Consider the following 23,465-nt stretch of genomic DNA (forward strand, 5'->3'; position numbering starts at 1 on the left):
TGGCGAATCTTCAACTTGATTCGCTCCAAGCGCTCGCCCCACTTCGATCGCTTCTCTTCAGGGATGCCAATACGTTTTTCTTGTTCATCACCCCAGCTCGCGGCAGCAACAAGATCCGACCACTCAATCCGAAGAGGCGTGCGGTCTTGACGTACCGCCACATCATGGCCTCCATCGTTGGTCGCAGCGGGAAACCATTCCGGGATCGTCACGCTGGTCTCTCGTGGTGCCTGGTTGAAATACCTTCCTGGAGTGGCGATCGTGATTGAACTGGTCGCATCCCTCGGAGGATGTGTCAGGATTTTTTCGTATTCATCGAACCGATCCGGCAGTGCTGAGGGCACACGGCGCTGCGCCGTACCCAGCGCAAGGTCAACTTCGTAGCCGCGAACGTGTTCCGGAAAACGCTGATAATTGCGCAGAGCTTCGTGCCAGTCATACTGATCTTTAAACCACAGCACTAAATGCCGGGCGGCACCTAGCATGGTGGCATGGTCCACTAAGAGTGATTGCTGGCTAGTGAGTAGGAATGGGTATCCGCTGAGCAATGCCCATGCGTCCTTTGCTGGATGGTTGGGGGCCACCCGTTCGGCCAGGTGCAGCACGAGCTCAACTTCAAGGAGGCGAAACGCGCTCCGTTGCGCCCCATCTGGCCAGTCGCGCAGTAACTCTTTGGCGAGTTCGGCCTTCCACCAGCGGCTATCTCTCACGCTTTACCCTTTCGAAAAGCTTTGAGTACACGGCTGACGTAAGTCTTCTCGGTCACGGCTTCGATACGGGACTGCTGCTTCAGCCACGCACAGTGATTGCGCAATGCTCGGATATACTCCGGCCGTCCCTTGGTTTGCTCCTCAGCGATCACTATGAAGCCACGTTCAGCCCAATTTGGAAGGATGAACGGTCGCTTCATCAGCCGGTGGGCAAGCCGCACTGGATTCGACCAAGACTTCACATCGGCTGCCCACGGCACCTGCACCGGAAAGACATCGCACACATCAAAATCCGGCCACAGAAGGACGTCCAACCCTGCGTGCTCGAGTTTCTTGGCGATTCGCAGCTCAGAGCGGCCCGGGCCGGACACAGACATGCGCAGTTCCCTGTTCAGCCACAGAACACCCTCGGCTGCAGGTAGTCGTTCTTTCACGCTGGTCGGATCAGGGCAATCCCATTCGTGACACCGTTGAATCCCTTGACTGTCGAGTGTCCACAAATGACCGCATCCGCCGCACACGACCGCTTCGCCTGAGATCAGTGCCTCTGCTGGAGCTGGACGATAGGCTGTACGAAGGTACTCTGAGAGTGGCGAGTACTCTGGCTTAGCTATCGTCAGGGCTAGTTCTCGCTCTGACATTGCTGGTCGATCCACTAGCAGTCGGCGAAAACGCACGTAAGTATCCCGGTCGTCTCTAGCCTTGCATCCGTCAAATACGCCATGAATTACTAACCGCTCGCGAATTTCTCCTTCAACATCATTGCTGAGCACTGCCCATTCCAAGCAAGCTTTGCTTGGTCGACCATCGATCAGCAGCACCTCATCACCACTCATGCCTTCCACGTGAGGACGAAACGGCCACTGTGCGAATGGGCGGTGGGCCCAAGAGGTCAGCTCCATCACACTTCGTGGGGCTTCTGCGCCTACTGTGCTGGCCATTGCGCCCAAACGATCCAGGCCACGTTGTAAAGAGACCGGGTAGGGCACGGGGAAAGCTTTCCGGCTCTCTAGCTCTTGAGAGAGCTCCACGAATCCACTGGCTAGCATTCCGAGAACCACCACGTCCCATTCCGATGGCCAAGGGGGGGTTTCGGAAGATTCTTTTCCTGTCTTCGTCGGAGCTTGTCTCGTCACGAGGGCGCAACCTAGAGGTGGCCCCTGACAACAAAAGTCGGGCACGCGCTTATGTCACACTAAATAACTAAATTTTTCACCTATAAGGGTTATTTGGAGTGGAGGCTAATGCACTCGGTGCTCGGAGTTTTCAATCTGCCGGCGATGACGCTAGATAGGTAAAAGGAGTGGCGACGTGGAAGCCGATGCTTGCCCCAGATGGCAGCAGGTGAAGCCTGTGTTGGTGGAGCGGCTGCCCAAGGCTTTTGCTGCTTGGCAGGTCACGAGATGCTACGTGTGGTACTGGCTGAGTACTTGCTCCTGTGCATGCTTGCTGGTCCATGAGTTGCGGTGAGCACGAAGCAGGGCTGGCGTACCAGTTACTACCGATCGGCGCGGAATCTTGACCGATGCTGTGAGGTTGTGTCAGACGAGTCGCCGCCTGGCTCTCCAGCAGCACATACCCACAGCGAGCTAACAGAAATCCGGTTTTCGCAACGTCGTGCTCGAGGTTCGAGGCCAGTCAGGTAGCTAATTCACTGCCAGGCGCCCAGAAGTTCGAAGCAGTAGTCGCTCGACGCAAGTGGGTTCCGGTCGTATTCGAGCTGTCTTATGCGAGTTCCCCGAATACTTCGTCCACATTGGTGGGATGTGTTCGAGGGATGTCCGCTCCTGTGTTCGGAAAGCGGAAGCACATCAACGGAATTCGGCTAATCGTGCAGCGCCCCGCGGGGAGACATACGCTCACGGTGGGAGCAGCGGCTGCTGGGGGAGATGCAGCTGATGAGCACAACGAGCGGCCCGCCCGGCGGCAGTTGCCGAGCGCTCGGCTGCCACAGCGGGTCCGCGCACGACGGGTTCGGGCGGCCAGAACGAGTCGCGGGCGCTGCTCCGGAAACAGGGTTGCGCACAGGGGGGATTCCATGTTCTTCCATCGGCAGGAGCTGCAGTTCAAGGCTGTACCGGACGAACCGGATGCCGTCTTCGCCCGCAAACTGCAGGAAGTGCTCGGCGGGCAGTACGGCGAGATCACGGTGGCGATGCAGTACCTGTTCCAGGGCTGGAACATCCACATCCCGGGCAAGTACCGCGATCTGCTGTTCGGCATCGGCGCTGAAGAATTCGGGCACGTCGAGATGCTGGCCACCATGATCGCCCAGCTGTTGGAGAAGGCACCGGTGGGCATCACCGACGAGGCGGTGCAGTCCGATCCGGCCGTGGCCGCGGTCATCGGCGGTACCGACCTGCAGCACGCGATCGTGGCCGGTGCGGGCGCTCGCCCGGTCGACAGCATGGGCAATCCCTGGCAAGGCAGCTACATCACCGCCAGCGGGAACCTGCTCGCGGACTTCACCTCCAACGCCAACGCGGAAATGCAGGGACGCGTCCAGGTCGCCCGGCTCTACCACATGACCGACGACAAAGGCGTCCGCGATCTGCTGTCGTTCCTGCTCGCCCGGGACACCATGCACCAGAACCAGTGGTTGGCCGCCGCGGCCGAGCTCCGGGAACAGGGGGTCGAGGAACTCCCGACGCCGAGCAACTTCCCGCTGAGCAACGAGCACCGGGAAGTCTCGTACCAGTACCTGAACTTCAGCGACGGCCAACACGCCTCGGAAGGCAGCTGGGCGTCCGGCCCGACTCCGGACGGGCACGGGGAGTTCAGCTACCACGAGGGGCCGACGACGACCGCGCCCATGCCGCCGCCCACGCACCCGGACGCCCGGTTCTACGGCACCACAGAACTGCCCAACCCGATGGAGAAAGCGGCCGGAACCGCTCAGGACAAGATGAAGAAGGAATAGCCGCCCAGCACCGCACGCGGCCGGGCCCGGCGTCCCGCGCGGCAGCCGGGCCCGGCCGGGCAGCGTTGCCGAAAGCGGTGGGCGTCCTGCGCGCTTCAGACTGTTGTCACGCCTGCAGCACGATGCGTCCGGCCACGCCTCCTCGGGACAGGCGGTCGAGACTGGCGGCCACCGATTCCGCGGTCAGCGGTTCCCGGATGATCGGAATGGTCGGGATCAGGTCCTGCTTCGCCAGGGAGACCAGTTGGCGCAGCTCGTCTGGGGAGCCCACGAAGCTGCCCTGCACGGTCAGCATCTTCAGCGCGTTCAGCACGGTCGCCATGGTCAATTCACCGCCGAACAGCCCGACCTGCACCAGCTTCCCCGCCTTGCGCAGGGCGGAGTAGGAAGCTGCCGCCGTGCCGCTGTTGTTCACGAAGTCGATGACCGCCGCTACCGGTTCGCCGCACGCCTCCACTAGGCGCCCGCTGAAGTCGCCGCCGTCGCTGCGAACGATCTCCGAAGCACCGATCCTCCCGGCGACGCGCAAGTTCTCCTCGCTGAGATCGACGGCGCAGATCGCCTCGTGGCCCAGCGCGCGCAGCGTGGCCACGGCGGTGAGCCCGACGCCTCCCGCGCCGACCACCGCCACCGGCTCCTCCGGTAACAGCGGCAGAACCTTGTTGACCGCGCTGTAAGCGGTCAACCCGGAGCACGCCAGGGTGGCTGCCCAGGCCGGATCGAGCCCCTCGATGTCGATCAGGTACTTCTCGTCGGGCACCAGGATGTGATCTGCGTAGCCGCCGTGCGCGGCCACCCCCAAGTTCCGTCCCGCGGCGCAGTGGTTGTCCTGGCCGTTCTCGCACTGCCGGCACTCGCCGCAGCCGATCCACGGGTATACCAGCCGCGTTTGTCCGGGGGAGGAGGTGGTGACGTCCGGGCCGACCTGTTCGACCACGCCCACCACCTCGTGCCCCATGACCAGCGGGTAGCTGATGCCCCGGTCGACCAGCCGGAGCTCGCCCCGGCTGCCGAGGTCGTAGTAGCCCTGCCGGAGGTGGGTGTCGGTGTGGCACACGCCGGAGTGGATCACCCGCAACAACACCTGGCTGCCCTCCGGGACCGGTGTTGGCACTTCGATGTCGACGATCGAGGTGCTTCCCTCTACCACGGCGAACGCACGCATAGCTCTTCCTCGTCTCGCTGCACAAGCTGACCGGCTCGGTGATGGCGACGATGCTGCCAAGCAGCCCTGGTCGTGCTGTGTTCCAGATCGGAACAGTCGTCACGGGCTCGACCGGCGCAGGCTGTCGGAGGTCGGGAAACCGCGGAACGCCGCGGCCGGAATCTCTCACGTCGCGAACGAGGACCGAGCAGTGGGCAGCAGCTACAAGACCACCAATCCAGTGACCGGTGAACTGGTGCGCGAATACCAGGTCATCTCCGACGCCGAGGTCGAGGAAGCGATCTCCGCAGCGTTCGACGCGTACGGGCGCTGGCGTGCCACGAAGCTCGTCAAGCGGATCGAACTGCTGGCCCGGATCGCCGAGCTCTACCGCGAGCGGCAGGACGAATTGGCCGCGACCATCACGCTGGAAATGGGTAAGCCCATCACTCAGGCCAGAGCTGAAGTCCAGCTGGTGGCGTCGATCTACGACTACTACGCGGACAACGGTGAGCGCTTCTTGGCCGACGAGCGGCTGGAGATTGCCGGCGCCGGCGAGGCGTTCGTGAGCACCGAGCCGATCGGGCCGCTGCTCGGCATCATGCCGTGGAACTTCCCGTACTACCAGGTGGCCCGCTTCGCCGCTCCGAACTTGTTGTTGGGCAATACGATCCTGCTCAAGCACGCGCGCAACTGTCCGCAGGCCGCGCTCGCCATGGAGGAGATCGCGAGACAGGCGGGCTTGCCTGACGGGACGTACCGGAACCTGTTCATCACCAGCGGGCAGGTGGCGAACATCCTGGCGGACGATCGGGTTCGCGGGGTGTCGCTGACCGGTTCCGAGCGAGCGGGCTCTGCCGTCGCCGAGGTCGCCGGCCGGCACCTCAAGAAGTACGTGCTGGAACTGGGCGGTTCCGATCCGTTCGTGGTGTTGGACGGCGTCGATCTCGACCATACTGTTCGCGCGGCCGTCAACGGGCGAATGTACAACGGCGGTCAGGCGTGCACCGCGTCAAAGCGGATCATTGTCGTCGGCGACACCTACGAGGCGTTCCTCGAAGCGTTCGTCCCCGCGATGGCGGCGGTGCGACCCGGTGATCCGACCGACCCCGAGACCACGTTCGGGCCGCTGTGCTCGCAGTCCGCTGTGGACGAAATCGCCGAGCTCGTCGACGATGCGGTGCGCAGCGGGGCGGTGCTGCGCACCGGGGGCAAGCGACTGGACGGGCCGGGCGCGTTCTACGAACCAACCGTGCTCACCGGGGTCACCCCGAGCATGAGGGCCTATCGGGAAGAACTGTTCGGTCCCGTCGCTGTGGTGCACCGGGTGGACTCCGTGGAAGAGGCCATCACGCTGGCGAACGACTCGCCCTACGGACTGGGGGCTTCCGTGTTCGGCGCGGACATCGCCCAAGCCAGGGCTGTGGCCGAGCAGCTCGAAACCGGAATGGTGTGGCTCAACGGCATCAGCCGAAGCGCTCCTGATCTGCCCTTCGGCGGGGTGAAGCGGTCCGGTGTGGGGCGCGAACTGGCCAGGTTCGGTGTCGAGGAGTTCGCCAACAAGAAGCTGATCCGCATTCCGTGACGGGAGCTCGTCGCGCGCTCAGTGGTTCCGCGCGCGGCGAGCACCACCGCTTTCAGATGTCGATGCGGTAGTGCCGGATCTTCCGGTAGAGCGTCGTCCGACCGATGCCCAACGCCTGAGCGGCCTGGCTGCGGTTGCCCCCGCAACGCCGAAGCGCTTCGACGATCGTGTCGCGCTCCGCGCTTTCCATCAGGCTCATCCGCCGTCCCGGGCGCGCGTGCATCCGGTCCGGCAGGTCGGCTGGGAGGACCACCCGGCCCGCTTTGCGCTGCGAGAGCTGATTGACCAACTGCCGCAGCTCGGCCAGGTTGCCGGGCCACGACCAGTTCAGCAGCAGCTGCAGCGCTTCGGACGAGAACGTGGTGCTCCGGCAGGCACCGGGGACTTCCGCCAGCATCCGCTTCACCAGCGCCGGGATCTCCTGGGGCATTTCCGGCAGCGCCGGCAGCCGCACTGCGGTCGCCAGTCTCGCCACCAGTGCGTGCACGTGGTCGGCCGCGCCGTTCAGGTCCACCGTCAGCACCAGCGGCGGAGCGGTTGCCCCGCCACTCGGTGTCGGACGGGTCTGCTCTGCCAGTGCCGTGATCTGGCGCGCGTCGGCGGTTGTCGTCTGGTCGACGTGGCGGAGGACAAGACCGCGGCCGGTCTTCGCGGCTGAACGCGCGGATTGGAACCAGTGCTGGTCGTTCCCCAGCCGCACTGTGGAGAAGTCGATCACCAACGGGTCGGAGACCTCGAAGCAGGTTCGCAGGAAGGTCAGCGCGGTGTGCAGCTTGCCAGTTCCCGGACCGCCGTCGAGGGCCAGGGCCTCGCGGTGCTGGGCGACTTCCTCGAGCTGCCTGGTGATCTGCGCTAGCGGGTGCAGCGGTTCCCGGGCGCCCTCCCGAGGCCTGACCATCACGCGCCGGCGAGGCGCAGCATCCACCTCCGCTTCACGGCAGGCCAACCGGACGCAGTACGCCGGCCAGGTGCCACCGCTGTCGTCTATCCGCTCGACGTGAGCCGGGTACCAGCCTTTCTCCAGCGGCACGCTCATTCGCCGCCGCCCGGTGGCGCCGTGTTCGCGCACGTGGCGCCACAGCAAGGCGTGGGTGGTCGCGCTCAGGTACGGCAGACCGGCGGTGTTGGCGAACGCTGTCCGCTCGTTGAGCACGATCACGGGGACGCCGGAGTTCTGGTCAGCCAGCAGGTACGAGTTGATGAGCGCTCGTTCTCTGGTCCTCATGCGCTCGGTCAGGTTGCTCTCGATCTGCTTGCCGATGTCGTTGGTCACCGCGCACATCAGCGGTGTTGCGTCCTTGGCGGGCGAAGCCAGGGAGAAGGGGCCGACGAGCTTGCGGGTGAACGGTTGGAAGATCGGTGTGCCCGCGCACGTGAGTTGCTCGAGGGCTTCGTTGTAGTGCTCGCATCCCCGCACTACGACGGGGCGGCGTTCTTCGACGACCGTGCCCAGCGCGTTGGTTCCGACCGCGGATTCGGAGAAGTAGAAACCCTCCGCGGCGTAGGCGTTGTCCAACATGGCCCGCTGCCTGGGTTCGGTGGCCTTGCGCAGCACGATGTGCCCTGTCGCATCGGTGAGGAACATGGCCACGGGCATGTCGCCGAGCTGCTCGGCGATCCGGTTGATCACTGGTGCTGCGGCGTCGAGAAGTCGAGTCGAGGGATCGAAGTCTTCGCGGTAAGGGGGCTCCGTCCGTTGTATCGGCACCGACTCGCTGACGCACCGGCGCCAGCTGCGCTCGATCACGCCGGGGACTCCGGGAAGCGTGGCGGGCAGTGCGAGTAGGCCCGCGTCCGTCAGGCGTTGTTTGGCCTGCCGCAGTGACTCGGGATCGGGCACCGAATCAGCGGTCCAATCGATGAGCTGGCTGGTCATGGCGTGCTACCTCCCCGCCACGGGCGCGGTCACCATTGATCGCAATGCGTGGGCATACGGTTGCTCTCCGCCTTCGCAACAGCGCTTCCCGGAATTGTGCCGAACAGCTAAGGGAAAGTGAACTACCGGATCAATTCCTGCTTGAGACGAAAAACGTATTAGTCGCTTCCGTCTGCGGATTGTGTTCCGTTCCGGAACACCAGCTGTTCCAAATCGGTACATCCGTCACCCGCAGCTGCGGCCGAAAGTGAGTGGCACCTCACAGGACCGCGTTCGATCGGATCCCAACCACCGGCGCGCCTCTGGCTCCGCACGGCCACTTCATGGAGTCGCAATGGAGATCTCTTTGCAAAAGGCGGAATCAGCGTCCACCGCGAGAGCGGACGCGCTCCGGAACCTGTACCAGGACTGGTCCGAGATCATGGCCAGCACACCGGGGCTGACGACTCGGCTTCTGCGCAGCCTCTTCGACGAGTGGCACCAGCCGACCGTCGAACCGGAGGACGTCACCTACGCGGAAGAGGTGATCGGCGGGGGGCCCGGCATCTGGGCGCTGCCGATCGGGGCGGACCGGGCGAAAGTCCTGATCTTCACCCATGGTGGTGGTTTCGCCGTGGGCTCTGCGGCCAGCCACCGCAAGCTCGCCGGGCACGTCGCCAAGGCGCTCGGCGTCACCGCGTTCGTCCTCGACTACCGGCGCGCTCCCGAACACCCCCATCCCGCGCAGATCGAGGACGGGGTTGCGGTGTTCACCGCGCTGCTCGACCGGGGCATCCAACCCGCCGACATCACGACCATCGGGGACTCTGCGGGAGGCAACCTCGCGATCGCGATTCCGCTCGCCTTGCGCGAGCAGGGCGAACCTCTGCCCGGGAGCGTCATCGCTTTCTCGCCCTGGCTGGACATGGAGAACAAGGGGGAAACCCTGATCGCCAACGACGCCACCGATGCGCTCATCACTCAGGGGCTGCTCGAGGGCATGATAGCTGGTGTTCTGGGCGATTCGGTGTCTCCCACGAACCCGCTGGCCAATCCTCTCCACGCGGACTTCACCGGTTTTCCGAGGCTCTACGTCAATGCCGGATCCGAAGAGTCTCTTTTGGACAATGCTACCCGAGTTGCCGAGCGGGCGAGGAAATCAGGTGTAGACGTAACTCTGTCCGTTGTGAACGGAATGCAGCACGTGTTCCCGTTCCTGGCAGGTAGGGATTCGAAAGCCGACGACGAAATCCAAGCCATCGCCCGGTGGTACCGCGGTTGACCCATCCGTTGCGCAGACCGTGAAATGAAGGAGTTTCCCGTGACCAGCAAGCACAACACCGACTTCGACGCCATCGTCGTGGGAATGGGCTTCGGCGGCATCTACATGATGCACAAGTTGCGCAACGAGATGGGGTTGACGGTGCGCGGATTCGACAAAGCCGGTGGGGTCGGCGGAACGTGGTACTGGAACCGTTACCCCGGTGCGCTGTCGGACACCGAGAGCTTCGTCTACCGCTACTCGTTCGACGAAGAACTGCTCCAGGAGTGGAACTGGAAGACGAAATACCTGAAGCAGCCGGAAATCTTGGCCTACCTGGAGCACGTCGTCGAGCGCTACGACCTCTCCCGCGACATCCAGCTGAATACCGCCGTGGAGGCCGCGCACTACGACGAGCTGACGGGAACCTGGCACATCCCCACGGACGTGGGCGAGCGTTTCACCTGCCGCTACCTCGTCACCGCGCTCGGACTGCTGTCCAAGACCAACTTTCCCGACATCAAGGGGAGAGACACCTTCGAAGGCGAGCTCGTGCACACCGGTGCCTGGCCGGAGGGGCTCGAACTCGCGGGCAAGCGGGTCGGAATCATCGGCACCGGCTCTACCGGTCAGCAGGTCATCACCGCCGTGGCGCCCGAGGTCGAGCACCTGGTGGTCTTCCAGCGCACGCCGCAGTACGCGGTGCCGGTCGGTGACGGACCGGTGAGCGAAGAGGAAGTCGCCCGCGTCAAGGCCAATTACGACAAGATCTGGCACGACGTGAAGAACTCGATGGTCGCGTTCGGTTTCGAGGAGAGCACCACGCCGGCCATGAGCGTGTCGGAAGAAGAACGCCAGCGGGTGTTCCAGTGGGCCTGGGACACCGGTGGCGGATTCCGGTTCATGTTCGGCACCTTCTCCGACATCGCGACCGATCCGGAGGCCAACGAGGCAGCGGCGACCTTCATCCGGTCGAAGATCGCGGAGATCGTCGAGGACCCGGAGACGGCGCGGAAATTGACCCCCACCGAGCCCTACGCGCGGCGACCGCTGTGCTCCAAGGGGTACTACGAGACCTTCAACCGTGACAACGTCAGCCTCGTCGACATCAAGGAGAACCCGATAGCCGAGATCACGCCGAAGGGCGTGCGCACCGAGGACGGTGTCGAGCACGAACTGGACGTGCTGATCTTCGCCACGGGGTTCGAAGCGGTGGATGGCAATTACCTGAAGATGGATCTCCGCGGCCGCGGCGGCACGCGGATCCAGGACCACTGGTCGAACGGTCCGACGAGCTACCTGGGCGTCACCACCGCGAAATTCCCGAACATGTTCATGATCCTGGGGCCGCACGGGCCGTTCACCAACCTGCCGCCGAGCATCGAAACCCAAGTCGAGTTCATCGCAGAGTTGATCTCCGACGCTGGCAATCGCGACTCGGTGGCCGTCGAGGCCACGGAGGACGCCGAGAACCGGTGGGCACAGCACTGCAAGGAGATCGCGGACGCCACGGTGTTCTCGAAAGCCGCGTCGTGGATCTTCGGGGCCAACACTCCCGGCAGGAGCAAAACCGTGCTGTTCTACATGGCCGGTCTTCGGGCGTACCGGGAAGAGCTCGCCAAGGAGAAGAACAGCGGCTACTCCGGCTTCACGTTCAGCTCACCGTCGCTGGTCAGTGCCTGAGCTTCCTGCTCCGAGAGCGCTGAACGGGCTTGTGGAAGTGCGCCGCAAGCCCGTTTCCCGGTGCCGGACTGCGCTGTCCTGAATCCCCGGCGGGGAAGCTCCGTCCCGGTGTGAACAGAGGCGAACGCGTTCCGCCGCACCTCCTCGTGCGAACTCCTGCAGTGCCGCCGGGTCAATCATGGTCGATTTCCGGGTAGGGCCTGCGGAGGAGGTCGTCACCGGAAGCCCCTGGCGTCGAAGGTTCGAGCAGCCCGAGATCCCAGCTGACGCGGTGCGCGGTGGTGGGGATCTCGGGCGAGGAGGTGCTGCAGTGGCGGAGTTGGTGGCTGGCCGGGTGCTGTTCCGCTTGCGAGAGTGGGGAGTCGAGCACGTCTTCGCCTACGGCGGAGACGGTATCGACGATTTGCTGGATCAACGGTTTGCTGGCCGCCTGGGATGCCGGAAAACGCGCTGGACCGGGCGATGCGCACCGCGCAAGCGCACAGGACTGTGACGGCGGTGGTCATGCCCAGCGACGCGCAGGCCTCGCCGTGCATGCCGCCGAAGCACGAGTTCAAGGTGGTGCCCTTCAGCGTTGGCACGTCCGAGCCCGCGGTGGTGCCGGACGAGGCGAGCCCGCACCGGGCAGCGGAAGTGCTCAACGCGGGCGTAGCGAAGGCCTTGCTCAGCGAGGACGTGCCGCCCGACGACCTCCCGTTCGCCACCGGGCCGCTGGGCTGCTGGGGACCAAGCCGTCCTACCAGCTGATGCGCGACTGCGACACGCTGTTGCGATCGGGTCGAGCTTCCCCTACAGCTAATTCCTCCCTGAATTCAGGCAGGCCCGCGGGGTGCAGATCGATGTCGACCCCAACCGCATCGGGATGCGCTACCCCTTCGAGGTCAACTTGCTCGGTGATGCCGAGTCGACCTTGCGCGCCCTGCTGCCGCTGCTGCACCGCGGGCAGGACTGCACCTGGCGGGAAGACGTGGAGCGCAACGTGCGCGACTGGTGGGCGGTCCTGCAGCGCCGGGCCCACGTTACCGCCGACCCGGTCAACCCGGAACTGGTGTTCCACGAGCTCTCCCCGCAGCTCCCCGACAACGCGATCCTGACCTCCGATTCCGGTTCGGTGGCCAACTGGTACGCCCGGAACTTGAAGATCCGCAGCGGCATGCGGGTCTCCCTGTCGGGAACGCTGGCGATGATGGGGCTTGGGATGCCCTACGCGACGGGAGCGAAGTTCGCACACCCCGGCCGCCCGGTGATCGCGCTCGTCGGCGACGGAGCCATGCAGATGAACGGCATCAACGAGCTGATCACCCTGGCGCAGCACTGGAGGGAGCAGAGCGATCCGCGGGGCGTCGTCGCGGTGCTCAACAACGGTGACCTGAACCAGGTCACCTGGGAGATGCGGGCGATGAGCGGTGCGCCGCAGTTCATCCCGTCGCAGCGCATCCCGCAGGTCGACCACGCGGCCATGGCGGGGCAGCTGGGGCTGCGGGCGGAGTGGAGCGACGATCCCGCCCAGGTGGGCGACGCCTGGCGGAGAGCCCTCGCGACCGAGCGGCCGCGCGTGCTGGAGTTCATCGCCGATCCGGCGGTGCCGCCGATCCCGCCGCGAGCGGACCTCGACCAGCTGGAGAAGGTGGCAAATTCCCTGCCCAAGGGGATTCGAAGGCCTGGTCGGTGGTCAGCGAAGGAGTACCTGCTGAAGGGCAGGGGAAGCGTTTGATCCCCCACGGGCGTCGATGCGCGGATCACTCCGCTCAGAGCCACGTCTCCACGGCCAGCAGGTCGCGCATCGACACGATCCCGGTGATCGCGGTGCCTTCCCTGACCGGGAGGTGGCGGATCCCGGCGTCGAGCATTCGGCGCGCCACGCTCCGCGTGTCCTCGTCCGGCGCCGCGGTCTCGACCTGCCGGGAGCAGAACTGCACCGCTGTGGTGGTGCGCAGGTCCGCCTGCTCGGCCACCGCCCGGACGACGTCCCGCTCGGACAGGATGCCGACGACCTGGTCCCCGTCGAGCACCGCCAACGCCCCGACCCGAGCGGAGTTCATCTTCGCCGCCGCGGCTTCCAGCGAATTGGTGGCGGCGCAGGACAACATGCCGGGGTGGAAGACTTCCGCAACTCTCATGACTCCTCCGAACCTGCTGAGCACCCGCGCCACCCACTGGTCCAGCGCGGTGCTGGAGCGGGAGCAGCGCAACGATCCGCCGGGATACGCGGTGACGCCGCGCTCCCTCCACGGTGGCCAATCGAGGGCCGCCGCGCACGGCAAGCCGAGCGGGTGGGATGACGTCCGCCGCGCGCGGGAACCCGGTGGTGGAGCGCTGCCCCGAGCGCTCGGTACCCGTTGCGCCGCCGGGACGACCGCAGCACGCGTGCTTCGCACCGGGGGGTGGACATGAGCGGTTCGACATCCGGTTCCCGCCGCGTCGGCGAGCTGGCCAGCACGCCGGTCACCGCGGCAGCAGCAGACGTGGACGCGCTCTCCGCCCTGCACCGGATGTACCGGCGCGGGGTGCGCCACCTCGCCGTGCTCGCCGGTGGAGAGGTGACCGGGGTGGTCAGCGCCGCGGAACTGGTGCGCGGGGTCGCCGATTGGCACGAGCAGCTCGACGTCCCCGTGGGGGAGTTGTGCTCGGCACCGGTGCTGCGGGTGGGGGCCGACGAGCCCGCGGAAACCGCGGCGCGGCGCGCCCTGGCCACCCGCTCCGCCGCCGTGCTGGTGGTGCGCGGCGAGGAGGTCTGCGGGCTGCTCAGCACCACCGACCTGCTCCACGACCTGGCCGGATAGCCCGCGTCCGGTGCGCTGCGCGGAAGATCGAGCAGCGCCTACTGGACCAGCGGTTTCCTGCGATTTCCCGTCGACCGGTCCACCATGGGTGCGTCATGGCGGGCAGGGGGACAGGATGCAGGCGCTGACCAGCAGCGGTGCCGTGGTGGTCGGGTTCGACCGCTCGGAGCGTTCCCGCCGCGCGGTCCGGTGGGCCGCGGCGGAAGCCGCCAGCCAGCACCGGCCGCTGCTGCTGGTGCACGTGTTGAACTGGCCTGCCGACCACCACCCCAAGGCGCTGTTGCCGGGGGAGGAAACCCTGCTCGGCCCGCTCCAGCGGATGCTGCAGCGGGAGCTCGACGAGCTGACCGCGGACTGCCGGTCCGAGGTGGACCTGGAGGTGCGCAGCGCCCTTCCCCTCGGGGACCCTGCCGAAGTGCTGGGGCGGTTGGCGCTGGACGCCGCGGAACTCGTGCTGGGCGGCCCGCTGCTCGGCAGGGAGAGCGGGGTCCTCGGCTCCACCGCCGCTGATCTGCTCGCCCGCCGGGGTGGTGCTCCGCTCGTGGTGGTCAGGCAGAAGGCGGACCGGCGGATCTCCGGTTCGGCCCCGGTGGTGGTCGGCATCGACGGATCCCAAGCGAGCCCACCGGTCATCGGTTTCGCGTTCGACTTCGCCTCCCGGCACCGGTGCCCGGTGCGGGCCGTGCACACCTGGAGCGATCTGCCGCGGGAGTTGCTGGACCGGATGCGGAACTGGGAGCTGTCGGGCGACGAGCTCATGAACGACGCCCGCGCGGTGCTGGACAGCTCCCTGGCCGGGTGGGTCCAGCGCTATCCCGACGTGGAGGTGCACTGCGTGGTCACCCCCGAGAAGCCCGCGCAAACCCTGCTCGAGGCGTCCGGTGACGCGCGTTTGCTCGTCGTGGGCAGCCACGGCCGCGGCCGGGTGCACCGCACCTTCCTCGGTTCGGTCAGCCATGCCGCGGTGACCAGGGCGCCGTGCCCGGTGGCCGTGGTCCGGACCAGTTGAAGTCGGCGGCTCCGCAGCCGGGCAGCGGTGGAGGGGAGAGGCGTGGCGACCGGGAGGAGAGGTGGTGCCGACGCTGGCCGCCGCGGGCGGAGTGCGGGCGTGGGCCGTGGCTGCTCGCCGCGGCCGTGCTCGGGACGGCTTCCCCGGGGTGCTTGGCCGTGCAGGTCAGCATCGCCGCGCAGGTGGGTGGTGTTCCCGTTCCTCTCCGGCCGCCGCGCCCCGCGAGGAGCACCCGGCGGCGGAACGCAGGATCCCCGCTGAGGGGACACCGGCGGAGAGATCTCGATTTGCCGGGGTGGGGACGAGAACGGGCTGCAGTAGACTCCGCGTGATCGTGAAGCGGTCGGCCGGTGCCAGCAGGCTCCGCGCCGACCGGGCCGCAAGGCCGTGGACCTCGAAGGGGAACCCGTGCTCCCACCGCGCATCTGGCGTGCGCTGCTCGCGTTCGTCACCATCCTCGCCCTGACCGGCTGCAGCGGTCCCGAAAGCGCTTCGAGCGCCGGGACCCTCGACGCGCGGGAGGAGTTCAGCCGGCTCGAACGCGATTTCGACGCCCGCCTGGGGGTGTACGCGGTGGACACGGCCACCGGCCGGGAGGTCGCCTACCGGGCCGACGAGCGGTTCGCCCACGCCTCCACCTTCAAGGCGTTGGCCGCGGGCGAGCTGCTGCGGCGGAACTCCCTCGAGGAGTTGGACAGAACGATCACCTACAGCCGCGACGACCTGGTGACCTACTCCCCGATCACCGAGAAGCACGTCGACAGCGGTATGCCGCTGCGCGAAGTGATCGCCGCCGCGATCCGCCACAGCGACAACACCGCCGGGAACCTCCTGCTCCGCGAGCTCGGTGGACCGGACGGGTTCACCGCCGCGCTGCGCCGCATCGGTGACACGACCACCCGAGCGGACCGGTTCGAGACCGACCTCAACGAGACCGCGCCCGGCGATCCCAGGGACACCAGCACCCCGCGGGCGCTAGCGACGAGCCTCCGGGCCTACGCGGTCGACGACGTCCTGCCGGCCGACAAGCGCGCGGTCCTCAACGAGATGCTGCGGACCAACACCACCGGTGACGCCCTCATCCGCGCCAGCGCCCCGGCCGGGTGGCAGGTCGGGGACAAGACGGGGGCGGCTTCTCACGGCACCCGCAACGACATCGCTGTCGTCTGGCCGCCGGAGCGGGCGCCCATCGTGCTGGCGGTGCTGTCCGACCGGGAAGCCGAGGACGCCGACTACGAGGACGCCCTCATCGCCCGGGCCGCGGCGGTCGTGTTCGAACTCCTGCGGTGAGCAGGTGCGCCCGGACGCGCCGGACCCCTTCGCGCGTCCGGGCGCGCTTCCCGCTGGCGGTGATGGAATCCGCTGTCCTCTTCGGGACGAAGGGCTCGGTTTTCACCCAGCGAGCGGGGCGGTTCCAGGAGGTTTCCGGAGATCGATGAGGAGGACCGCCGAGATCCGATTGGCGTGTCGGAATTCCCGGCGGAACCGCTGCTGCGCGCTGGTGATCCGGCGGAAATGCGGAAATCTGCTGCTGGTGGGCGAACCGGTCAGCTCTTGCGCAGCAGGGAACGGGCGAAGAATCCGAGGTTGGCCGGACGTTCGGCGAGGCGGCGCATGAAGTAGCCGTACCACTCGTCGCCGTAGGCGACGTAGACCCGCATCCGGTTTCCCTGGTCGGCGATCTGCTGCTGCAGCTGCGGGCGGATCCCGTACAGCATTTGGTATTCGAAGTCGTCCGGGCCGCGACCGGCTTGCCTGGCCAGTTCCCCGGCGATCCGCAGCAGCCGCGGATCGTGCGTCGCCACCATGGGGTAGCCGGATCCTTCCATCAGGATCTTCAAGCAGCGCACATAGGACTTGTCCACTTCGGACTTCGAGGGGAAGGCCACCGAAGCCGGTTCGCGATAGGCGCCCTTGCACAACCGGACCCGGGCGCCTTCCGCGGCCAACTGCCGGCAGTCCTGCTCGGTGCGCCGCAAGTACGCCTGCAGCACCGCGCCGACCCAGGGGAAGTCCACCCGGAGCTGGCGCAAGATGCTCAGCGTGGAATCGGTGGTGGTGTGGTCTTCCATGTCGAGGGTGACCGTGGTGCCGGCGCTGGCCGCGGCTTCGCAGATCGTCCGGGCGTTCTCCAGGGCGACCTTCTCCCCGTCAGCGGGCAGGCTCTGCCCCACCGCCGACAACTTCACCGACACCTCAGCCCGTTCGGCGAGCCCCTGGTCGGCGAGCACGCCGAGCAGCTGCTGGTACGCCCGCACCGTTCGGCGAGCCTGCGCGGCGTCGGTGACGTCCTCCCCGAGGTGGTCCAGCGTGGCGCAGATGCCCCGCTCGGCCAGCGAGCGGACGGTGCGCACCGCGTCCAGCGCGGTGGTTCCCGCGATGAACCGGTTCACCACCGGTTTGGTCACCGGTGTCGCTTCCACGAATCGGCGGATGCCGCGGGACTTGGCGGCAGCGAGCAAGGCGCTGCGGAGCATACGACTTCTCCTTGTGGGGATACCGACTTCGGCAGCTGGTGCGGCGGTGGCCGCTGGAGAGGACCGGCACCGGGGGTGCCGCGCGGGCACCCCCGGTCACCGAGCTCAGCCCATGTGCGGATAGGTGTGATCGGTGGGGGCGTCGAAGGTTTCCTTGATCGCCCGCGGACTCGTCCACCGCTGGAGGTTGAACAAGGAACCGGCCTTGTCGTTGGTGCCGGAAGCCCGGCTTCCGCCGAACGGCTGGCGGGACACGATCGAGCCGGTCGGTTTGTCGTTGACGTAGAAGTTGCCGGCCGCGTGCCGCAGCTTGCGGTGCGCCAGGTCGATGGCCTTGCGGTCGGTGGCGAACACCGCCCCGGTCAAGCCGTACGGGCTGGTGGAGTCGACCAGGTCCAGGACCTCGGAGTACTGGGCGTCGTCGTAGACGTGAACGGCGATGATCGGACCGAAGTACTCGGTGGTGAACGCTTCGTCCTTCGGGTCGGTGCCCACCAGCACCGTGGGTTCGACGAAGTAGCCGACCGAGTCGTCGCAGCCACCGCCCACCAGGACCTCCAGCGACGGGGTCGCGGCCGCCCGTTCCAGGGCCGCCTTGTGCTTGGCGAACGCCCGCGCGTCGATCACCGCGCCGCCGAAGTAGGAGAAGTCGGTGACGTCCCCGAACTTGATGGTGCGGGTCAGGTCCGCGAGCTGGTCGCGCAAGCCGCCTTCCCACAGCGAACGCGGCACGTAGGCGCGGGACGCGGCCGAGCACTTCTGGCCCTGGTACTCGAAAGCGCCCCGGACCATGGCGGTGGCCAGCTTCGCCGCGTCCGCCGACGGGTGCGCGACGATGAAGTCCTTGCCGCCGGTCTCCCCGACGATCCGCGGATAGCTGCGGTAGTTGTCCAGGTTCTCGGCGATGGTGCGCCACAGCTTCTTGAACGTGGCGGTCGACCCGGTGAAGTGCAGACCGGCGAAGTCCGGGTCGGTCAGCGCGACTTCGCTGACGGCCTGGCCGTCACCGGTGACCAGGTTGATGACCCCGGGCGGAAGTCCGGCCTCTTCCAGCAGCCGCATGGTGAAGTGGGCGGCGAACTGCTGGGAAGGAGTCGGTTTCCACACCACGGTGTTGCCCATCAGCGCGGGGGCGGTGGGCAGGTTGCCGGCGATGGCGGTGAAGTTGAACGGCGTGATGGCGGTGACGAAACCGTCCAACGGGCGGTAGTCCATCCGGTTCCACTCGCCGGGGACCGAGCGCGGCTGCTCGGCCATGATCCGGCGGGCGAAGTGCACATTGAACCGCAGGAAGTCGATGAACTCGCAAGCCGCGTCGATTTCGGCCTGCTGCACCGACTTGGACTGCCCGAGGATGGTGGCCGCGTTGATGGTGTCCCGCCACGGGCCGGCCAGCAGGTCCGCGGCGCGCAGCAGCACGGCGGCCCGCTCGTCGAACGGGGTGGCGGCCCAGTCGGCGGCCGCGTCCTTGGCCGCCTGCACGGCGTCGGCGACGTCCTCGTTGGTGGCTTGTGCGGCAGTACCCAGGACGTGCTGGTGGTCGTGCGGCTGGACGACGTCGAACCGTTCGCCGCCGGCCATGCGCTGCTCGCCGCCGATGGTCTGGGTGAGCTCGATCGGCTCCGCCTCGAGTTCGGCGATCCGCTTCTGCAACGATTCCCGCTCCGGGGTTCCGGGAGCGTAGGACTTCACCGGTTCGTTGTACGGAACCGGTACTTCGGTGATCCCGTCCATGGAGTTCTGCCTCCTTCAGGGAGAAACGTGGAGAGGACGTGCTGCAGGACCCACTGAGCTGTTAGTTGGGAGGTTAGGAGTTCGATCGGCCACAGGGCTTGTTCAATCGGATACCGTTGAGGCCGTTGGACTGTTCAGGAGCACAACCCGGAATTGGTGTGGACGACATCGAAGTCGGCAGGGCCGGTGTGCCATTGCGGCAGCTCCTCATCGCTGTCGGGGATCCTCTGGTGGACGTGCTGGCCGCTCCGCGCGGCTTCGACGTCAAGGTCCGGGACGTGGTCATTGTCGATCCGGAAGAGGAATTCGGCAGCGCGCGCGACGGGGACTTCGTCCTGGTGATCGGTGCGCGCGGCCGGGCCGCGGTGCGATTGGTCCGCAGCGCTGCCCGGGACGGGGCGACCGCCGCGGCGGTGAAGGTCAATTCGGACGGTGACGCCCGCGCGTTGCGGGACGCCGCCATGGACTGCGGGATCGCGCTGCTCGGGGTGCGCCCGGAAGTCCGTTGGGAGCAGCTGGAGTCCTTCGCGCGCGCCGCGATCGACAACGTCCGGTTCACCCAAGGAGCCGACACCGGGGAAGTGCTGGGGGACCTGTTCTCCCTCGCGCAGACGGTGGCGGCGATGACCGGTGGCATCGTCAGCATCGAGGACACCGCCAGCCGGGTGCTGGCCTATTCGCGTTCGGACGACGAGGTGGACGAACTGCGCCGGCTCTCCATTCTGGGGCGCCAAGGGCCGGAGCAGTACCTGGCGATGTTGCGCGACTGGGGGGTGTACCGCCGACTGCGGGCCGGGGAAGAACCGGTGTGGGTGGAAGAGCGTCCCGAACTGGGGATCAGGCGCCGGGTGGCCATCGGCATCCACGCCGGACGCCAGCCGTTGGGCGCGATATGGGTGCAGGAGGGCAAGCAACCGCTGGCCGAACAAGCGGAACGGGCGCTGGTGGGGGCTGCCCGGGTGGCCGCTCTGCACCTGATCCGGCAGCGCACCGAGGCCGGGGCCGGCCCCAGGTTCCGGGAGAACCTGCTCTCCGGGCTGCTGGATGGTCGGATAGACGCCGATTCGGTCGCCGGCAACATAGGCGCCGATCCGGAGAAGCCCGCGGTGGTGGTCGCGCTCAACCTGCGCTCACCCGAGGAACCGGCTGACCAGACCGAGCTGGAGCTGCGGCGCGAGGAGATGAAGAGCCTGGTCTCGGTGCACGCCTCGGCCTACCGCAGGAGCGCCTTGGTGACCGTGCTGGGCTCGCGCATCTACGTGCTGCTGCCCGAGCTGGTCATGCGTTCGGCGGTCGTGGCGGCGAGGGGGCTCACCCGGGACATAGTCGCCGCCGCGCGGAACCACCTGCGGGTGCGGGTGCAGGCGGGGATCGGTTCCGTGGTGCCGAGCCTGGAGGAGGTCCCCGATTCCCGCCGGGAGGCCGACCGGATCCTGGACGCGATGAGCCACGACCTGGACGTCGACGTGGCGACCATCGCGGACGTCCGGGCCAAGGTGGTGCTCAGCGAACTGGTGACCTTCCTGCAGGGCAACGAGCGGTTGCAGGACAGCCGGCTGGCCGTCCTCTTCGAGCACGACGCCCAGCACAGCACCGAACTGGCCCGCTCCCTGCTGTCCTACCTGGAGGCGTTCGGGGACGTCCGGGTGGCCAGCGATCGGCTGCACATCCACCCGAACACGTTGCGCTACCGGGTTCGCCGCTGCGGTGAACTGACCGGTATCGATTTCCAGGAACCGGCCGAGCGGCTCAACGCGCACCTGCAGCTGCTGCTGGCCCGCAGGCTGCGCCGGTTGTCCTCCCGGTGAGCCGCGGGTTCAGAGCTTGCGCAGCCGAACCCGGTTGATCGAGTGGTCGACGTCCTTGCGCAGGACCAGGGTCGCGCGAGGACGGGTGGGCAGGATGTTCTCCACCAAGTTGGGTTCGTTGATGGTCTTCCACAGGTGCTGCGCCTCGGCGATCGCGTCCTCGTCGGACAGCTGTGCAAAGTGGTGGAAGTGCGAGTTCGGGTTGGTGAAGGCCGTGTTGCGCAGCGTCAGGAACCGGTTGATGTACCACTGCTCGATGTGCTCGGTGTGGGCGTCCACGTAGATGGAGAAGTCGAACAGGTCCGACACCGTCAAGGACGGGCCGGGCTGGAGCACGTTGAGCCCTTCGATGATCAGGATGTCGGGTTGCCGGACGATCTGGTACTCGCCCGGCACGATGTCGTAGGCGACGTGCGAGTACACCGGGGCGGCCACTTCCGGCACGCCGGACTTGACCTCGGTGACGAACCGCAGCAGCGCCCGGCGGTCGTAGCTCTCCGGGAACCCCTTGCGGTGCATCAGCCCGCGGCGCACCAGTTCCGCCTTCGGGTACAGGAAGCCGTCGGTGGTGACCAGGTCGACGCGGGGGTGGTTGGGCCACCGGGCGAGCAGCGTGTGCAGGATGCGCGCGGTGGTGGACTTGCCGACCGCCACGCTGCCGGCGATGCCGATGATGAAGGGGACGTGGCGGGGTGCTTTCTCCCCGAGGAAGGTGCGGGTGCTCTGGTGGAGCTGCTGCCGAGCCGCCACCTGGAGGTTGATCAGCCGGGAGAGCGGCAGGTAGACGTCGGCGACTTCGGCGAGGTCGATTTGTTCGCCGAGCCCGCGCAGTTTGGAGAGCTCTTCCTCGGTCAGCGGGAGCGGCATCGAGTTGCGCAATTCGCGCCACTGCTCGCGGTGCAACTCGACGTACGGGCTCAATTCGCGAACGCGCGCCACAAGCTACCCCTCGGCGTTGAGGCCACTGGTCCCCTGGAGATCGTTGACGGACATGTGAACCCTAGGGCGTTTTCGGGTTACAGCGCTGTGACGCATTGCACCCTGAGACGCATGGAACATGCTTGATCGTTAATTGGTTCCACAATCCGATTGATCAATTCCGCATGTCGGCAACGCCGAGGGGTAGCTGTGGATCAGTCCGAGTTGGTCCGCTCGTGCAGTTTGGAGTGCCGGTAGCTGTAGGCGAAGTAGACGACCAAACCGATGAGGAACCACAGGGCGAAGCGCAGCCAGGTGTGCGGCGACAGGAAGGTCACCAGCCACAGCGAGAACACGATGCCGATCAGCGGGACCACGGGCATGCCCGGGCACTTGAAGTTGCGCGGCAGCTCCGGCCGGCGGTAGCGGAGCACGATGATCGCGGCGCAGACCACGACGAACGCCAGCAGGATGCCGATGTTGGTCAGCTCAGCGGCTTCCCCGATGGGCAGCAGCCCGGCCAGCACGGCGGAGGCGATCCCGATCAGCCAGGTGAAGCGGGTCGGCACCTTGCGCACCGGGTGGGTCTTGCTGAACCAGGCCGGCAGCAGCCCGTCGCGGCTCATCGCGAAGCCGACCCGGGTGACGCCCAGCATGAACGTGAACATCACGGTGAGGATGCCCAGGATCGCGCCCACGGAGATGATCGCGCCGACGAACGGCAGGCCGACTTCGGCGAACGCGCTGGCGAACGCGCTCTCGGTGTGGATGTTCTGGTACGGGATCATGCCGGTGAGCACCAAGCACGCCAGCGTGTAGAGCACCATGGCGATGACCAGCGAGAGGATGATCGCCTTCGGCATGTGCTTCTGCGCGTCGGTGGACTCCTCGGCCGCGGTGCTCATGGCGTCGTAGCCGAACACGGCGAAGAAGACGGTCGCCGCACCGGTGAACGCCCCGCCGAATCCGTACGGCAGGAACGGGCTGTAGTTGTCGGTGTTGATGAAGAAGACGCCGACCCCGACCACCAGCAGCACCACGGCGACCTTGAGGTAGACCAGGAAGCTCTCGAAGCGGGCCGCGCTCTTCATCCCCTGGTTGAGCACGAACGCGATCAGCAGGCAGAGCAGGACGGCGATCAGGTTGATCTTGTAGCTGCCCGGTGGGGCGGCGCCCTGCTCGGTGCCCGGAGCGCCCATCATCCACAGTGGCAGGTCGATGCCGAGGAAGCCCAACAGCTCGTTGAAGTAGCCGGAGATGCTGATGGCCACCACCGCGACGATCGCGGTGTACTCCAGCAGCAGGTCCCAGCCGATGAACCACCCGACGAGCTCGCCGAGCACCGCGTAGCCGTACGTGTAGGCGGACCCGGCCTTGGGGATCATGCCGGCGAACTCCGCGTAGGAGAACGCGGCGGCCGCGCTGGCGATCCCGGCGATGAGGAACGAGAGGACCACACCGGGGCCGGCCTTCTCGTTGGCCACGGCACCGTCCAGGACGCGGTCGAGGCCGCTGCGGAGCTCGGCGGTCGAGTGGCGGTGAAACTGCTGTCCGACCGCATCGGGCACAAAACCGATG

At 66.7% G+C, this 23,465-nt stretch carries 21 protein-coding genes; 11 read left to right on the forward strand and 10 right to left on the reverse strand.

All coding sequences use genetic code 11. From position 1 onward, the window contains the following. Both SREC43747_RS21115 and SREC43747_RS21120 read right to left on the reverse strand, forming a co-directional pair. Window positions 1-710: pPIWI_RE_Z domain-containing protein (locus SREC43747_RS21115; RefSeq protein ID WP_201768715.1), on the reverse strand; the 710-nt coding region annotated here is incomplete at its 3' end. Continuing rightward, on the reverse strand, window positions 707-1,759 hold the full coding sequence (locus SREC43747_RS21120; protein WP_236623215.1) for a pPIWI_RE_Y domain-containing protein: 1,053 nt from the start codon (window positions 1,757-1,759) through the stop codon (window positions 707-709). The genes SREC43747_RS21120 and SREC43747_RS21115, both read right to left, overlap by 4 nt. A gap of 989 nt (window positions 1,760-2,748) precedes the next feature. Between SREC43747_RS21120 and SREC43747_RS0115405 the strand changes: the two genes are divergently transcribed. Beyond that, window positions 2,749-3,630, forward strand: a complete 882-nt coding sequence (locus tag SREC43747_RS0115405) for a manganese catalase (RefSeq protein ID WP_029722199.1) — start codon at window positions 2,749-2,751, stop codon at window positions 3,628-3,630. 106 nt (window positions 3,631-3,736) lie between these two features. Here SREC43747_RS0115405 and SREC43747_RS0115410 read toward each other — a convergent pair whose 3' ends face one another. After that, the gene (locus SREC43747_RS0115410) at window positions 3,737-4,795 is read right to left on the reverse strand and encodes an alcohol dehydrogenase (protein WP_029722201.1); all 1,059 of its coding nucleotides are present in this window, start codon (window positions 4,793-4,795) and stop codon (window positions 3,737-3,739) included. A gap of 190 nt (window positions 4,796-4,985) precedes the next feature. On the opposite strand from SREC43747_RS0115410, the gene SREC43747_RS0115415 reads away from it, so the two are divergent. Further along, window positions 4,986-6,359: an NAD-dependent succinate-semialdehyde dehydrogenase gene (locus tag SREC43747_RS0115415; protein ID WP_029722202.1), complete on the forward strand. Its 1,374-nt coding sequence runs from the start codon at window positions 4,986-4,988 to the stop codon at window positions 6,357-6,359. Window positions 6,360-6,411: 52 nt separating this feature from the next. On the opposite strand, the gene SREC43747_RS0115420 is transcribed toward SREC43747_RS0115415, so the two are convergent. After that, window positions 6,412-8,235 carry a sigma-54-dependent Fis family transcriptional regulator gene (locus tag SREC43747_RS0115420; RefSeq protein WP_029722203.1) on the reverse strand — a complete coding sequence of 608 codons (1,824 nt, stop codon included), beginning with the start codon at window positions 8,233-8,235 and terminating at the stop codon, window positions 6,412-6,414. 334 nt (window positions 8,236-8,569) lie between these two features. On the opposite strand from SREC43747_RS0115420, the gene SREC43747_RS0115425 reads away from it, so the two are divergent. Next, a complete protein-coding gene (locus tag SREC43747_RS0115425; RefSeq protein WP_029722204.1) occupies window positions 8,570-9,496 on the forward strand; it encodes an alpha/beta hydrolase in 927 nt (308 codons plus the stop codon). A 39-nt stretch (window positions 9,497-9,535) separates the two neighbouring features. Continuing rightward, a complete protein-coding gene (locus SREC43747_RS0115430; protein ID WP_029722205.1) occupies window positions 9,536-11,158 on the forward strand; it encodes a flavin-containing monooxygenase in 1,623 nt (540 codons plus the stop codon). A gap of 172 nt (window positions 11,159-11,330) precedes the next feature. On the opposite strand, the gene SREC43747_RS21995 is transcribed toward SREC43747_RS0115430, so the two are convergent. Then, complete coding sequence (locus SREC43747_RS21995) at window positions 11,331-11,573, reverse strand: hypothetical protein (protein ID WP_029722206.1); 243 nt, start codon at window positions 11,571-11,573, stop codon at window positions 11,331-11,333. A 20-nt stretch (window positions 11,574-11,593) separates the two neighbouring features. On the opposite strand from SREC43747_RS21995, the gene SREC43747_RS22000 reads away from it, so the two are divergent. Both SREC43747_RS22000 and SREC43747_RS22005 read left to right on the forward strand, forming a co-directional pair. Beyond that, window positions 11,594-11,905, forward strand: a complete 312-nt coding sequence (locus tag SREC43747_RS22000; RefSeq protein WP_236623213.1) for a hypothetical protein — start codon at window positions 11,594-11,596, stop codon at window positions 11,903-11,905. A gap of 82 nt (window positions 11,906-11,987) precedes the next feature. Next, window positions 11,988-12,872, forward strand: a complete 885-nt coding sequence (locus SREC43747_RS22005; RefSeq protein ID WP_236623214.1) for a thiamine pyrophosphate-dependent enzyme — start codon at window positions 11,988-11,990, stop codon at window positions 12,870-12,872. A gap of 34 nt (window positions 12,873-12,906) precedes the next feature. On the opposite strand, the gene SREC43747_RS0115445 is transcribed toward SREC43747_RS22005, so the two are convergent. Further along, the gene (locus SREC43747_RS0115445) at window positions 12,907-13,278 is read right to left on the reverse strand and encodes a CBS domain-containing protein (RefSeq protein ID WP_029722217.1); all 372 of its coding nucleotides are present in this window, start codon (window positions 13,276-13,278) and stop codon (window positions 12,907-12,909) included. Here SREC43747_RS0115445 and SREC43747_RS21550 point away from each other — a divergent pair. From SREC43747_RS21550 to bla, 4 genes are all read left to right on the forward strand, one after another. Beyond that, window positions 13,277-13,552 (forward strand): hypothetical protein, encoded by a 276-nt coding sequence (locus SREC43747_RS21550; RefSeq protein ID WP_162531413.1) that lies wholly within the window; start codon window positions 13,277-13,279, stop codon window positions 13,550-13,552. The two genes, SREC43747_RS0115445 and SREC43747_RS21550, sit on opposite strands and share 2 nt — an antisense overlap. Further along, entirely contained in the window at window positions 13,549-13,941 is a 393-nt protein-coding gene (locus SREC43747_RS0115450; protein ID WP_152528436.1) for a CBS domain-containing protein, read from the forward strand. The genes SREC43747_RS21550 and SREC43747_RS0115450 overlap by 4 nt, the downstream gene beginning before the upstream one ends. Before the next feature lie 115 nt (window positions 13,942-14,056). Further along, entirely contained in the window at window positions 14,057-14,950 is an 894-nt protein-coding gene (locus tag SREC43747_RS0115455; protein WP_029722208.1) for a universal stress protein, read from the forward strand. A gap of 408 nt (window positions 14,951-15,358) precedes the next feature. Continuing rightward, window positions 15,359-16,240, forward strand: coding sequence for a class A beta-lactamase (gene bla, locus SREC43747_RS0115460; protein WP_201768716.1), 882 nt, complete (start codon window positions 15,359-15,361; stop codon window positions 16,238-16,240). A 257-nt stretch (window positions 16,241-16,497) separates the two neighbouring features. Here bla and SREC43747_RS0115465 read toward each other — a convergent pair whose 3' ends face one another. After that, a complete protein-coding gene (locus SREC43747_RS0115465) occupies window positions 16,498-17,427 on the reverse strand; it encodes a proline dehydrogenase family protein (protein WP_029722210.1) in 930 nt (309 codons plus the stop codon). 105 nt (window positions 17,428-17,532) lie between these two features. Then, entirely contained in the window at window positions 17,533-19,161 is a 1,629-nt protein-coding gene (pruA, locus tag SREC43747_RS0115470; protein WP_029722211.1) for an L-glutamate gamma-semialdehyde dehydrogenase, read from the reverse strand. A gap of 158 nt (window positions 19,162-19,319) precedes the next feature. On the opposite strand from pruA, the gene SREC43747_RS0115475 reads away from it, so the two are divergent. After that, the gene (locus tag SREC43747_RS0115475) at window positions 19,320-20,969 is read left to right on the forward strand and encodes a PucR family transcriptional regulator (RefSeq protein WP_081722626.1); all 1,650 of its coding nucleotides are present in this window, start codon (window positions 19,320-19,322) and stop codon (window positions 20,967-20,969) included. Window positions 20,970-20,978: 9 nt separating this feature from the next. On the opposite strand, the gene coaA is transcribed toward SREC43747_RS0115475, so the two are convergent. Together coaA and SREC43747_RS0115485 are read right to left on the reverse strand one after the other, a co-directional pair. Beyond that, window positions 20,979-21,908, reverse strand: a complete 930-nt coding sequence (gene coaA, locus SREC43747_RS0115480) for a type I pantothenate kinase (protein WP_029722213.1) — start codon at window positions 21,906-21,908, stop codon at window positions 20,979-20,981. 194 nt (window positions 21,909-22,102) lie between these two features. Further along, a complete protein-coding gene (locus SREC43747_RS0115485; protein ID WP_081722627.1) occupies window positions 22,103-23,464 on the reverse strand; it encodes an amino acid permease in 1,362 nt (453 codons plus the stop codon). Window position 23,465 lies beyond the last annotated feature (1 nt).

This window comes from Saccharopolyspora rectivirgula DSM 43747, assembly GCF_000497205.1.
GTDB lineage: Bacteria > Actinomycetota > Actinomycetes > Mycobacteriales > Pseudonocardiaceae > Saccharopolyspora > Saccharopolyspora rectivirgula.